16 protein-coding genes are annotated in these 13,176 nt (G+C 47.0%); 9 read left to right on the top strand and 7 right to left on the bottom strand.

The window, feature by feature from the left end; translation table 11 throughout:
- Positions 1-62 precede the first annotated feature (62 nt).
- The 8 genes from KIO97_RS04650 to cydX all read left to right on the top strand — a co-directional run bounded on the left by KIO97_RS04650 (position 63) and on the right by cydX (position 6,445).
- Positions 63-1,019 (top strand): MBL fold metallo-hydrolase, encoded by a 957-nt coding sequence (locus KIO97_RS04650; RefSeq protein ID WP_005429413.1) that lies wholly within the window; start codon positions 63-65, stop codon positions 1,017-1,019.
- A complete protein-coding gene (locus KIO97_RS04645) occupies positions 1,009-1,323 on the top strand; it encodes a hypothetical protein (protein WP_005453102.1) in 315 nt (104 codons plus the stop codon). Before KIO97_RS04650 ends, KIO97_RS04645 begins: the two co-directional genes overlap by 11 nt.
- Complete coding sequence (locus KIO97_RS04640) at positions 1,311-2,177, top strand: DUF692 domain-containing protein (RefSeq protein ID WP_285381222.1); 867 nt, start codon at positions 1,311-1,313, stop codon at positions 2,175-2,177. Before KIO97_RS04645 ends, KIO97_RS04640 begins: the two co-directional genes overlap by 13 nt.
- Positions 2,170-2,901: a putative DNA-binding domain-containing protein gene (locus tag KIO97_RS04635; RefSeq protein WP_285381221.1), complete on the top strand. Its 732-nt coding sequence runs from the start codon at positions 2,170-2,172 to the stop codon at positions 2,899-2,901. The genes KIO97_RS04640 and KIO97_RS04635 overlap by 8 nt, the downstream gene beginning before the upstream one ends.
- Positions 2,898-3,497 carry a DoxX family protein gene (locus tag KIO97_RS04630; RefSeq protein WP_005429408.1) on the top strand — a complete coding sequence of 200 codons (600 nt, stop codon included), beginning with the start codon at positions 2,898-2,900 and terminating at the stop codon, positions 3,495-3,497. Before KIO97_RS04635 ends, KIO97_RS04630 begins: the two co-directional genes overlap by 4 nt.
- Positions 3,498-3,585: 88 nt before the next feature.
- Positions 3,586-5,181 (top strand): cytochrome ubiquinol oxidase subunit I, encoded by a 1,596-nt coding sequence (locus KIO97_RS04625; protein ID WP_285381220.1) that lies wholly within the window; start codon positions 3,586-3,588, stop codon positions 5,179-5,181.
- Positions 5,182-5,190: 9 nt separating this feature from the next.
- Positions 5,191-6,327, top strand: coding sequence for a cytochrome d ubiquinol oxidase subunit II (cydB, locus tag KIO97_RS04620; RefSeq protein WP_285381219.1), 1,137 nt, complete (start codon positions 5,191-5,193; stop codon positions 6,325-6,327).
- 10 nt (positions 6,328-6,337) lie between these two features.
- Positions 6,338-6,445 (top strand): cytochrome bd-I oxidase subunit CydX, encoded by a 108-nt coding sequence (gene cydX, locus KIO97_RS04615; RefSeq protein ID WP_005453120.1) that lies wholly within the window; start codon positions 6,338-6,340, stop codon positions 6,443-6,445.
- 75 nt (positions 6,446-6,520) lie between these two features.
- On the opposite strand, the gene KIO97_RS04610 is transcribed toward cydX, so the two are convergent.
- The 7 genes from KIO97_RS04610 to KIO97_RS04580 all read right to left on the bottom strand — a co-directional run bounded on the left by KIO97_RS04610 (position 6,521) and on the right by KIO97_RS04580 (position 12,399).
- Complete coding sequence (locus KIO97_RS04610) at positions 6,521-7,015, bottom strand: GNAT family N-acetyltransferase (protein ID WP_285381218.1); 495 nt, start codon at positions 7,013-7,015, stop codon at positions 6,521-6,523.
- A 32-nt stretch (positions 7,016-7,047) separates the two neighbouring features.
- A complete protein-coding gene (locus KIO97_RS04605) occupies positions 7,048-7,512 on the bottom strand; it encodes an NUDIX domain-containing protein (protein ID WP_285381217.1) in 465 nt (154 codons plus the stop codon).
- A gap of 23 nt (positions 7,513-7,535) precedes the next feature.
- Positions 7,536-7,865, bottom strand: coding sequence for a hypothetical protein (locus KIO97_RS04600; protein WP_285381216.1), 330 nt, complete (start codon positions 7,863-7,865; stop codon positions 7,536-7,538).
- Between the two features lie 550 nt (positions 7,866-8,415).
- On the bottom strand, positions 8,416-8,844 hold the full coding sequence (locus KIO97_RS04595) for a DUF2809 domain-containing protein (RefSeq protein WP_285381215.1): 429 nt from the start codon (positions 8,842-8,844) through the stop codon (positions 8,416-8,418).
- Complete coding sequence (gene creD / locus KIO97_RS04590) at positions 8,831-10,171, bottom strand: cell envelope integrity protein CreD (RefSeq protein ID WP_285381214.1); 1,341 nt, start codon at positions 10,169-10,171, stop codon at positions 8,831-8,833. The genes KIO97_RS04595 and creD overlap by 14 nt, the downstream gene beginning before the upstream one ends.
- Positions 10,172-10,246: 75 nt before the next feature.
- On the bottom strand, positions 10,247-11,689 hold the full coding sequence (creC, locus tag KIO97_RS04585) for a two-component system sensor histidine kinase CreC (protein ID WP_285381366.1): 1,443 nt from the start codon (positions 11,687-11,689) through the stop codon (positions 10,247-10,249).
- Positions 11,689-12,399, bottom strand: a complete 711-nt coding sequence (locus tag KIO97_RS04580) for a response regulator (RefSeq protein WP_045454204.1) — start codon at positions 12,397-12,399, stop codon at positions 11,689-11,691. The genes creC and KIO97_RS04580 overlap by 1 nt, the downstream gene beginning before the upstream one ends.
- A gap of 253 nt (positions 12,400-12,652) precedes the next feature.
- On the opposite strand from KIO97_RS04580, the gene KIO97_RS04575 reads away from it, so the two are divergent.
- Positions 12,653-13,165: a DUF2799 domain-containing protein gene (locus KIO97_RS04575; RefSeq protein ID WP_285381212.1), complete on the top strand. Its 513-nt coding sequence runs from the start codon at positions 12,653-12,655 to the stop codon at positions 13,163-13,165.
- Positions 13,166-13,176: the final 11 nt, after the last annotated feature.

Below are 13,176 nucleotides of genomic sequence, written 5' to 3'. Positions count from 1 at the left end.
ACTTCTTTGGATGCTCACCCAAAGGAAATAAATAAGAAAAATCAAACTCATAGGTATTTGATATGAAACAGCCTTTAAAAGCGTTAGTGCTGGCTCTAGGGTTATCCTTAGGCGCAGCCAACTGTTACGCATTAACTGTCGAACCACTCGAAAAAGATTTTACTTTGCAGCTACTCGGATCCGGCGGACCAATCTCTGATGACCTTCGTGCATCGTCTGGTGAACTGATTTGGTGGAAAGGAAAATCACGCGTGATGATCGATGCCGGTGGCGGTGTCTATCTGCGTTTTGGTCAGGCGGGCGGCAAACTGGAAGACTTAGACTTCCTTGGTTTAAGCCACTTTCACACCGACCACGTCGCCGACGTTCCTGCCTTATTAAAAGGTGGCTACTTCTTTGATCGTCAAGATCCCCTTGATATCGCAGGCCCTGAAGCAGGCTCTGCATTTCCTAGCTTAACCGGTTACATGAAAGCGCTTTTCGACGGTGATGAAGGCGCGTACGCATATCTGAACGGTTTGTTTGATGGCAGCGATGGCTTGTTCCCAGTCACCATTACTGATGTGCCATACAAAACGTCCCAAGGCACCAAGGTGTACGAGCAAGATGGGTTGACCATTTACGCTCTCGGCATCCCACACGGTGACGTACCTTGTCTCGCTTTCCGAATCGAAAGTGCCGAAGGCGTAATGGTGATTTCCGCCGACCAAAACGGCAGTAACCCTGACTTCATCGACTTCGCTAAAGGTGCCGACATTTTATTGATGCCATTGGCAATTCACGAAGAAGCCGACGAAGTCTCGTCATTTATGCACGCTAAGCCATCGGTTGTCGGCAAGATCGCCGCAGAAGTAAATCCAAAACTCTTGGTGCTTAACCACTGGATGGGCTTAGGTCTAAAACTCAAACCCGCTTCCATCAAGATCGTTAAAGAGTACTACCACGGTCAAGTTATCGCTGGTCACGACTTATCTAGCTACCCAATGAGCGCAGCGAAGGAGATGTCTCATGAACAATAAACTTGCTCTATCTATCGCGATGACGTCTGTCATTACTTTGAACTCAGGCATGGCGTTTGCCGATGCCCCCACAGAAGCTCCCGTAGAGGCTCAATCCAGCTCTCAACATGGCGGTAAGTGTGCGGCTGGTAAATGTGGTACAGAGAAACGCTTTGAGAAACAAGAACTAAAGAACGATCCACAAGGTCGCTTGGTACGCGCTCGTGACGGCAAATGTGGCGTGACTGGCGAAGGTATTAACCCGTCAGAAGAAACCATCAAACTCACCAAAAGCAAAGTAACAGGTGGCGTATGCGGACAATAACCGATACATCAAAAGGGATTGGGCTGCGCAGCGAACACGTTGATTTGCTGTGTCAGTTGCCCGAGCACCCAGATATCGACTTCCTCGAATTAGCACCGGAAAACTGGATGAATATTGGCGGCTTGAAACGTGAACAGCTGCAAGACATTGCGAAATATTATCCGCTTGTCGCTCATGGCTTGAGCTTATCGATTGGTGATTGCCAACCGTTAAACGAGTCTTTTGTACGAGACGTCGCACGCTTTCTCGATGAATTTAATATCGACATCTATAGCGAACATCTGAGTTTCTCTAGAGACAATCAGGGCTATTTGTATGAACTGCTTCCGTTCCCTCGACATAAAGAGAACATTCCGTATTTGGTCGAACGCATTCAACGCGTGCAAGACATTATTCAGCGCCCATTAGCGTTAGAGAATATCTCTTACTACCACGATTACGGACATGAAATGCCAGAGGGCGAGTTTATCGCTGAAGTGAGTGAGCGCAGTGGATGTGAGCTGCTGATCGACATCAACAATGTGTTCGTCAACAGCCGAAATCATCATTTCTGCCCTTACGACATGCTCAGCACTTTGCCAAGCGATGCGATTCGTTATTACCACATTGCGGGTCACTTGAAAGAGCGTGATGACTTCTTGCTCGATACCCATGGTAAACCAGTACCTGATGAAGTGATTGATCTGGCTCGTTATACCTACTCGGTGCATGGCAGTAAACCTTTGCTGCTTGAGCGCGACCACAATGTGCCGTCGCTGCTTGTTCTGGCTGAAGAGCTTCGCAGCATTCATGGTGAGATCTTGGATTTCAGCCAAACACTCGAAGTGTTGTGTAAGGAGGTGCTCAATGCTTAACCCTCCGAGCAAAATGAGTGCGCAAACCGAGTCCCTAACAGCTCTGATTCGCACGCCTATGAATCAGCATGCGCTGTGTCGATATAGCGAATTTATCCGCGACAACATCTTGGGTGTCGTTGCGAATACGTTCCCTCTATTTTCTTCGCAGTTCGCTGATGAACAACTTGAACGCATGGTCGATGACTTTGTGGTGATGCATGGCGCATCCGAGCCTGAGTTTCATCATATTGCCACCGAGTTTGTTCAGTTTTTGCAGCAGAAATCGCATCAAGATTCCAGCTTCATCTCTGCCGATCAGAAGGCGTTATTGGAATATGAATGGGTGGCGTTCAATGTAGAAATCGACACCTTAGTCGCGGCATTCAATTCACCCTCGAATCCGATATTCGAAGAGAATCAAGTGCTGCAACTTAACCCAACATTAAAGCTGGTCGAAGTGCCTTTCTTGCTGCATCAAGACTCCGTGACCTTCTTAACTGACAGGCGTCACCCTGTGTTTTATGGCGTGTTTCGGAACTCACAGCATCATGTGATATCGCAAAAGCTCAGAGAAGTGGATGTCGCATTGACTCAGCTATTACAACAGCAACCAAACCTGACTCTGGCGCAACTACAACAAATGATTGCTCAGCAACTCGCCAGATTCAGTTTCATGGAGTGGGCTCAACACTTCAGTGAACTAGGACTCGTCAGCGTCCGCCCTTCAGGAGAAAAATTATGATTAAGTCAGCCCTCAATTGGTTCGACGGTCTCGTCGAGAAATGCAAAAGATACGATTACTTAGCGTTGCTTGCGATTCGTCTCTACCTCATTCCGGTCATTTTTGTTGGCGCTCGCTCTAAGGTGCTGGGTTTCTCTGGCACCGTCGCGTGGTTTGGCGCGTCCACCGCAGATGGTGGTTTGAACTTACCATTTCCCGAGTTGTTAGCGTTTCTTGCCGCAGGTACGGAAGTGCTTGGCTGTATTTGTATCGCTTTGGGTTTGTTTACCCGAGTGATGTCGATTCCGATGATTTTCTTGATGAGTGTTGCGAGCGCAATGGTGCACTGGAAACACGGTTGGGATGCCATCGCCACTGGCGGCATGGAAGCAACGGTGCGTTTGAACGGCTTTATTGAATGGTTAGCGACCAACTTCCCAGGTCGATACAACTACATCACCGAATTGGGCGACCCAGTAATGCTCAACAACGGTATGGAGTTCGCAGCGACCTACTTTGTGATGTTGCTGGTGCTGTTCTTCTACGGCGGTGGTCGCTACGTAAGCTTGGATTACTGGTTGAGAAAACCTTTCTCTCGCACACCAGCAAAAGCGTAACTCAAGCGCCCCAAGCTTTAACGCTTAATTAAACAGACTAATAATAACCTTATCTAACCCGCTACTCTGGTAGCGGGAAGGAGTCCTTATGTTTGCAGATGTCGTTGATCTGTCGCGGTTTCAGTTCGCTAGTACCGCACTCTATCACTTTATATTCGTCCCACTGACCATAGGTTTGTCTTTCTTGCTGGCCGTTATGGAGTCTTTGTACGTCATGACGGGAAAAACCATCTACAAGGATATGACCAAGTTCTGGGGTAAGTTATTCGGGATTAACTTCGCCGTGGGCGTGGCGACCGGTCTTACCATGGAGTTTCAATTTGGTACCAACTGGGCGTATTACTCTCACTATGTGGGCGATATTTTCGGGGCGCCGCTTGCCATCGAAGCCTTGATTGCCTTCTTCCTCGAATCCACCTTAGTCGGTATGTTCTTCTTCGGTTGGGATCGATTATCAAAACGCCAACACTTGTCGGTTACTTGGCTGACAGCGCTGGGTTCTAACTTCTCTGGGTTGTGGATTTTGATGGCAAATGGCTGGATGCAAAACCCAGTCGGCGCAGAATTCAATTACCAAACCATGAGAATGGAGATGATCAACTTTGCTGATGTGGTGTTTAACCCCGTCACGCAAGTGAAGTTTGTTCATACCGTGGCTGCCGGTTACACCACCGGTGCTTTGTTTGTGATGGGCATCAGTGCTTACTACTTACTCAAAGGTCGAGATATCTCGTTCGCTCGCCGTTCGTTTGCGGTGGCGTCTGCATTTGGCATGGCGGCGATTGTGTCGACATTGATGCTGGGTGATGAATCGGGTTACGAGCTTGGTGACGTGCAACAGGTAAAACTGGCAGCCATTGAGTCCGAGTGGCACACGGAAGAAGCGCCCGCCTCGTTCACGCTATTTGGCTTACCAAACCAAGAAACTATGGAAACCGACTACGCCGTTAAGATTCCATATCTAATGGGGATCATCGCAACTCGCTCGCTGGATGAGCCAGTGATGGGCTTACGCGATCTGATGGCACAGAACGAAGATCGTATCCGCGATGGTATCCAAGCTTACGGCATTCTAGAGGAACTTCGCGCAGGTAACGACAGCCCTGAAAACATCGCTCAATTCGATGAGGTGAAGAAAGATCTCGGCTACGGTCTGCTCTTGAAGAAATACACCGAGAACGTCACCGACGCGACTGAAAGTCAAATCAAGCAAGCGGCGCAAGACACGATTCCTCAAGTAGCACCACTGTTCTGGAGCTTCCGAATCATGGTGGCTTGTGGGGTATTGATGTTCGCGATTATCGGTTTGTCTTTCGTCCAAGTCTGCCGCAGAAAATTGGGTTCGAGCCCTTGGTTATTGAGAGCGGCACTATGGGCGATTCCATTGCCTTTCATAGCTTGTGAAGCGGGTTGGTTCGTTGCTGAATACGGACGTCAGCCATGGGCAATTGGTGAGGTGCTTCCGGTCAATATGGCAGTATCTAACCTCGCGCCAAGTGACATTTGGATTTCGCTCGGCTTTGTTTATGTGCTCTACACAGCGTTCTTGATTGTAGAAATGTTCTTGATGGTGAAGTTTGCCAAACGCGGGCCAAGCGTGCTTAAAACAGGTCGCTATCACCATGAAGAGAACAACGAAAAAGACAAACAATCCGACACATTCAAACTGATTGACCAGCACTAAGGAGGCACTATGTTTGATTACGAAAACCTACGCCTACTTACTTGGGCGATCGTTGGTGTGCTGTTGATTGGTTTCACCATCACTGACGGATTCGATATGGGGGTAGCCGCGCTGCTCCCTGTTATGGGGAAAAAGAACCTAGAACGCCGCGTAATGCTTAACGCTATCGCGCCGCACTGGGACGGCAACCAAGTTTGGCTAATTACCGCTGGCGGTGCCATCTTCGCGATATGGCCCTTGGTATACGCCGCAGCATTCTCCGGCTTCTACATAGCCATGCTATTGGTGCTCGCATCCCTTTGGTTGCGTCCTATCGGTATGGATTACCGAGCTAAAATCGATAATCCGCAATGGCGCAACGCATGTGATATCGCCTTGTTCATCAGCGGTGTGATTCCTCCGATTATCTTTGGGGTTGGCTTCGGTAACTTGTTGGTCGGCGTACCGTTCGAGTTAAACAACCTATTGATGTTGGATTATCAAGGCGGGTTCTTTGACTTGCTTACTCCATTCCCAATTCTGTGTGGCTTGGTGAGTTTGACCATGGTGGTGACACAAGGTGCTGCTTTCCTTCAAATGAAAACTAAACATGAGCTGCGCACACGAGCACAAAACATCACGCTGTGGGGCGCGGGTGCAACCATGTTGCTGTTTATGTTTGGCGGTTTGTTCGCGGCATCGCAATCGGGTTACATCATCATCGGCTCAATGCTAAAAGACGGTGTTTCTAATCCACTCAACAAACAAGTGGTGAGCATCGCTGGTGACTTATTGCATAACTTCAGCGAAATGCCACAACTTTGGCTGATTCCATTCACTGCGGTTACGAGCTTACTCGTGTGCTTTTGGGCAACGGTCTCTCGCCGTGCTGGGGTGGCGTTCACTATGTCGAGTATTGCGATCGCTTGCATCATCTTAACCGCAGGCGTCACCTTGTTCCCGATGATCATGCCATCAAGCATCAACCCATCACACAGCCTAACGTTATGGGATGCGACATCGAGTGAGAAAACGCTCGGCATCATTTCTATCGTTGCCATCATCGTTGTTCCTGTGATTTTGGGCTACACCGCATGGTGTTATTACAAAATGTTCGGACGTTTGGATAACAACTACATCCGCAGCAACAGTTCATCGCTCTATTAAGGAGGCAAGTATGTGGTACATGTGTTGGGTACTTGGCGTATTACTCGCCTGCGCCTTTGGCGTCATCAATGGTTTATGGCTAGAGAACGCAGGACGCTTTGAAGAGGATGAGTTCTAATTTCTCACTTCATAATGGAACATTCTCAATAACAAACGCCCTCATTCACGAGGGCGTTTGTTCATCTCAATGAATTTACTCTGCCGACAATCGATAGCGGCGCACTTCGTATTGGTCTTGTTCTGAATAAAATGTATTGAGAAACTCGCCACCCGCCTTTTCGATCACGCGCCTTGATGCGGTATTGTTCACATCACAAGTAACGATAGCGCTGTCTTCTATAACCTCGGCTTTCACCCAATTCAACATGAATGTGGCGATGCCTTTGCCTTGAGCATCTGGCGCGGTTTCGTAACCAATATGCCCTATCACATTTTCAAGATAGTCGTTATTACCATCACGAACCCGAATCGAACCAAGTATCACCCCTTCCTCTATACAGAAGTATGTCGAAGACGGCGTCCAACCTTCCGGCAAGCCTTCGCCTTTCGCGTATCCAATTCGTTTTTTCAGCAACGCTTCACTGTCGCTTTGGGCGATGATGTACATTTCCATTCCCGCCAGAGCACACTTTTCAACATACTGCTCAAACGCCTCTAAATGGTTGAGGTTGGCTTTGACTATTTTCATTTTCTTCCTTGTTTAGTTTGAGTGAGCATTCGCTACGAAACCAATGGTTCGATGTTTTCTGCAAATAAGCACTCAAGGGGATAAGGCAAAGCAAGTGTCGGCATATCTGTTTTAGAGAACCAAGCCAGCTCGATAGTCTCGTCATCTAGCTGTTCGTCAAAGTGTCCCGTTTGCAGACACTTTAACAAGATAACTGTGTATTCAACTTGGTCGCCGTTTGGATAAGTAAAACCAAACCCCTCTCCACCGAAAACACCGAGCACACGTTCAACTTTAATCTTGAGTCCGGTCTCTTCTCTGACTTCTCGAATCACGGCTTGCGAAGGTGATTCGGCTGGCTCAATCATGCCTGCAGGTAAACTCCAACTGCCATCCACTTTCTTTTGCAAAAGCAGTTTATTACTTTCATTAAGGATCACGGCTGCAACGCCCGGAATCATTAATACTTGATTACCAACTTTGCTGCGTAGCTCTTTTACATAGTGACTGGCACTCATCTTTCATCCTTGAATATAACTTTTTACCAAACATTCATTTTGAAATACAACAAGAAGCAGGTGATGAATAGCAATCCACACCATGCGAAGAAGGTCATGGCCTTTTGCTCTACCGATGCCTCTTCAGGATCCGGTTGCAAAATAAAGTAAAAGCAAACGATTGGGACAAGCTCGTAGGTTTTACCTATATATTGATGACCAACCTCAAGGAATGGTGGGACGTACAAATACACAACAGTGTACGCAATGAAATAAAGCATACCGAGAATTCGGTTTAAACCGATAACCTGCCCTTCTCGGTAAAACCAAACTAATGCAGCCAAACCAGCAAAAACTGCGACGAGTAAAAACATCCGTTCTTCTACCCTTCTTTTTGAAACTTTCTCCTACCCTATTGAAACCACTCAATTAATCAAATGGTTATGTTGCCAAACACGATAAAGCTCAAACAGAAAAGGCACCAATTGGTGCCTTTGTGACGCTCTGACGCGTTTATTAGTACGTTACTTTCAGTGCCTCACGCGCTTTTAGGTTTTGCGCCGCATGCTTAGGTGCCTCTGCCAATAGTGTTTTCGCTTTACGACCGTCTGGCGTTGCCATGGTTGAACAGTTCGATAAAGACTGGAAAGAGACGTTTGGCGAGAAACTTTCATTTGAAAGCTAATTAAAAGTAGCAGCTAGACGTCTCAATGAATAATAAAGGGAATCTTAACTCACCCTGTGCGCCGGTGAGTTTAAGATTCCCTTTTGTGTTTCAGATAAAGAAGTAGCGCTACAGCAGTTCTCTATTGGTCAGTGACCAAAGGTACACGCGCTTGAGTAAACTGATTTTGAACCTCTTACGAATACCTCGTTTGGAATAGCGGAGTCGGCTTGGCAAAGTAATGGCTTTCAGCTCGGTTTTCATTTCTTTTCCATCCACCAACACAGTAAACCTCCTATGCAGTAAGCTAGCAGATCTTTCCAATCAAATGTGGTGCCCAAAATTACAGCCAGAGGCGATGAAGGTTCGATACCGAGCCAAACTGCGACCTGTAACAGTTGCCCTAACTCAACAGCAAACGCAATCAACACCACCAGTGAAACCAGCCAGTTAACGGGCATGGAAAACAAGCTTGCAAGAAAGTAGTAGAGCCAAACCACAACCAGAACATCACCAAATGTCGGACGAATAAAGCTGTCTCGAACATAGAGCGCAATAACGACCAATGCGATAAAACACACCAAGCTTTTCAGTCCATTTTTTGCAGAAAATCGCAGGTGGATAGCGGACGTCTCTTTCACCATATCGCTTGGCCGACCAGCGAGAGTGGCTCGCTTAAACATCTTCATGATTCGCCTTTGCGCTTTCTTCCGCTTTCTTATTTCGTGCGTACCAGTCGATGTTGCGTGTAATAACCATAGTGAAGCTCAAAATTGCGAAACACAGTAATGTCCCCATGACCAATGCGTAACTCTCTGCTTGTAGCAAGCCAAACAGCAATCCATAAAGAGTGAGCAAACACGCTCCGAATATCGCGCCGTGTTTGGTGTTACTCAACATACCGCTCACGTACACACTTAAAAGCCCAGTCGATGCGACTGCCGACACCACATATGCCCAGTTGAAGCCGAGGTGTTCACTCATCGAAATCAGCAACAGATAGAAAAGCGCTAAAGCCAGACCAATAAAGCCGTATTGTACTGGGTGAACCGGACGCGCTTGGAACAGCTCCAGCAAGAAGAAACTCGCAAATACTAATGTGATAACCAACAGTGAATAGTTCACAGCTCGGTGGGATTTCAAATAATGGTCCACGGGGTCAATCAAATCTACGCCCATTTGTCGCTGTTCAAGCTCGTGACAAGCATGATTCGATGACAAACAGCTTTGGAACAGTTGCGCGATATTGGTAGAGAAGTTGTTGCTCGCCCATTGTGCTTTAAATCCATCTTCAGATACTTCTGATGACACCGGTAAGTAATCACCGATAAAGCTTGGATGTGCCCAAGTTGAAGAGAGTTCAACCGTTGTTTGACTGCCGATTGGTGTGACTTGAAGCTGTCCCATCCCTTGCAGTAAGAAGTTAAGATCGAATGCCAAAGGTTGCTCTGCGTTTAGATCTGCGAGTGTCATAGCACTGTGGAAGCCTTGTGGTAACTGATCTAACCCCGTTCCCGGTGCGACTTCGATGTCAGAGCTCGCCATGGTCATGTCATCCAAACGAATCAATCCACGGCTGTCTTCAATGCCAACCACTAGGCTCATGTTTTCAATATCAAGCCCCTGCAACGCCGCGAGATCGTCTGCATCAAAAGTGCCTGTCAGTGCCACTTGTGCTTTGTATAAACGCGCACGGTAAATGCCTCGGTACTTTTCAAAACTGTCCAGATTCGCGCTCATATCAAAAGTGCTAGGTAGGAGGAATTTACGACGCTCTTTAATCTGTACTTTGTCATCTCGGTAACTGGTTTCGGTGTAGTTAACCATGATGAATGGACCAATGATGCGCTGTTCACCGCTGCTGCTGCGTGCGATGTCGTTTCTGACTTCATCTTGGCGATATGAGCGCTCTGAGATCAGCCCCGTGACCATTGAAAGCGGGATTTGCAGTAAGACAAACAAAAACAGCACGAAGGCGAACTTCGTGCCGAGTTGGTTATTGAGGATCTTTTTCATGTTTCATTCTCCATTTGCTGATGGGAGTAATCTAAATCAGCAATTTGGAGAACGAATGGAGCTAATGTGGAGTTTCTATGGAGTTGGTAAAATCAGGGTCACTTTCACACCAGAATCGACGTTTTCTACTTGCAACTTACCTTTGTGCAGCTTGATCACTTGCTCAACAAAATTAAGTCCAAGCCCAGTGCTTTTAACACCATTTTCCCGAGCGAGGGAGTAGAAGCGTTCCGTCAAACGAGGCATCGCGTAGTCGGGAATATGAGGACCTGAATTGAAAATCGACAGGCACACTTTCTCTTTCGTGACCTCAGCTTTCCATTCAATGCATCCCTCTGAATCAACAAAATCCAGCGCATTGTCCATCAAGTTAAAAACGGCTTGTTTCAGTAAGAAGGCATCACCAAGCACGGAGAGATGGTCATCAATTTGGATGTTGGCAGTGACCGACTTAGCACTCAAACGCGCATCTGCCGATTGAACCACTTCATTGACCATTTGTTTTAGCGAGATAGCTTCGACTTGTTCTAGCTCGGGGCGCTTTTCAAGACGAGCCAGTTCGAGCAACTTATCAATCAATGACTGCATGCGGTCGCTTTCTCGCTCAATGTTGCCAGCAAAGCGCGTGACCTTTTCTTCAGGCAACGGCATTTGCATTATTTCACTCGCGCCTTTAATCGCTGACAACGGGCTTTTCAGCTCATGAGTCAGCGTCTGCACGTACTCTTCCACATACTGTTTACCATCGAGCTGGTTGCGCATTTTCTCCAATGCGTCGCTTAGCGTGCCGTACTCATAGAAGATACGAAATGTCGGCTTAGAGACCTTTTCGCCCTCACCCATTTTGGTCGCGTAGTCTTCTAGCTTGTTCAGTGCCGAGTGAATTCGCCAAGCAAACAATGCCCCTGCCAACAGCACTAAACCACTCATCCACACCATCCAAAACAGCACATTGCGTTTAGAAAGATCGATGAAGGGTTGTACTGAGCGATTGGATTTTGCCACCGTCACGCTGCCAATGATTTCGCCTTTGTGGTAAATGGGCGCAGCAACGTACATAACGGTTGAGAGCGGATCTTTCGGGTCTTCGATGGTACTGCGTGCGCCGTATTGACCACGCAACGTGAGATACACATCATTCCATTGCGAGTAGTCTTTGCCTACGTCTTGTTGCCAAGAATCCGCAATCACAATGCCTTGTTTGTCGGTGATGTAAATTCGATGGTTAATCGCTTTTTTGCCAATTTCCCAAATGCGCGCTTGGGGTTCTCGCTGCCCATAAGCCGCTAGCAGTTTGGAAAAGCGACTCTCAGATAACTTGTCGTTCGCGACGTCTTCTTCCGCCAATACCGCGAGTAAGTTCGCCATATCCACCAGCGTCTCTTCGGTGGTTTGACGCACGGTTGGCTTGAGTTCTTGGACGACAGTTTTGCTCACCATGTAAGCCGTCATTCCGACTAAGAGGAAGTAGAGAAAAAACAGTCTGAGTCCAAGTGGGATCTTCGGCCAGCGATTCATCATTCACCCTTAATGCAGTAAAAGTAACCAAAGCCACGCTTGGTACAGATGCGTTCAGACATCTCAAACGGCTTCAACTTATGGCGAATAGCTTTGATATGGGTATCGATATTGCGCTCGTATGCGGCCTCTGGAGCCATGTCTGCAGCGACCATGAGCTGCTCTCGGCTCAATACATTGGAAGAGACGGAAATCAGTTTATCGAGGATCTTAAATTCCACCGCAGTTAATCCAAGCATTTGCCCGCCAATACCATAGTCGAAGTTTTGTGCAACCAAATCATGGTTCAATTGAGGTTGTTCTGGAACAGCCACAGACTCCGGTTTGTGCTCCATCATCGGCGCTTTGGCTTTGATTCTAAGTTTAATGCGAGCCAACATTTCGCGCGGACTAAAAGGCTTAGTCACGTAATCATCCGCACCAATCTCTAAGCCCACTACACGGTCAATTTCATCACTTCTTGCGGTGAGAAAGATAATGGGAATATCAGAAAACTCACGGATGGTTTTGCACAATTCAAAACCATTGCCATCCGGTAAACCAACATCCAACACAAGTAACGCTGCAGGGTTTTGCTGTAAAAAGGCTAAGCCCTCGCCTGCCGTTGCAAACCACGCCGCATGATAGCCATCCATCTCTAATACATGAATGAGGTTTTCTGCAATGGCAGATTCATCCTCAATAATAACGACGGTTGATTGGTCGCTCATTGTCTTAACCTCGTTGACGATATTTATTTTTGTGTTGGGGTTATCCCTTACTTTGATGCAAAGGCTATCGGATTGATACAGCAATGGCAAAATCCGCGAGAGATATTAATAAAACAAAATTCATTCAAATAATGGAACTTATCACCCGCACTGATGACTCACTACATTTGCGAATACAATGATTTCACCCATTGATATGAACAGTGTTCATTTTACACTCTTTGGCTGGAATCAGTTTAAAGGACAATAACGGATGAAAAGAGCACTACTACCCTTAACGTTAATCACTTTGCTCTCTGGCTGTGCCAGCATGTCTCCCGAAGAATGTAAAACCGCGGACTGGTACAACGTCGGCTACCAAAATGGCTTAAACGGCAACGCGCCAAACATTATTAATAGTTATACCGAAGACTGTAACGAGGCCGGAGTGACTCCAAATCGCGCGCAGTGGAAAGAAGGCTTCGATAAAGGCACTATCATCTATTGCTCTCCAGACAACGGTTACACCGTGGGAAGTGAGGGCAGAGAATATTATGGCGTATGCAGCAACAAGCAATTTCTTGAAAATTACCAATTAGGTCGCCAGGAATATCAACGCCAACAGCGTATCCAACAAATCGATACCGAAATCTCGGTTATCGACAATCAGCTAGACAACAATCCTGATAAAGAAAATGCTAAGCGATTAAAAGAAAAGAGAAAAAGGCTAGCAGATGAGCGCTCACAACTGCTCACACCAACCATTAATTTCAATTTGAACTTCTAAAACCGCTGCAT

This window comes from Vibrio sp. B181a (assembly GCF_030248375.1).
GTDB lineage: Bacteria > Pseudomonadota > Gammaproteobacteria > Enterobacterales > Vibrionaceae > Vibrio > Vibrio campbellii.
This window is presented reverse-complemented; position numbering and strand designations above follow the sequence as displayed.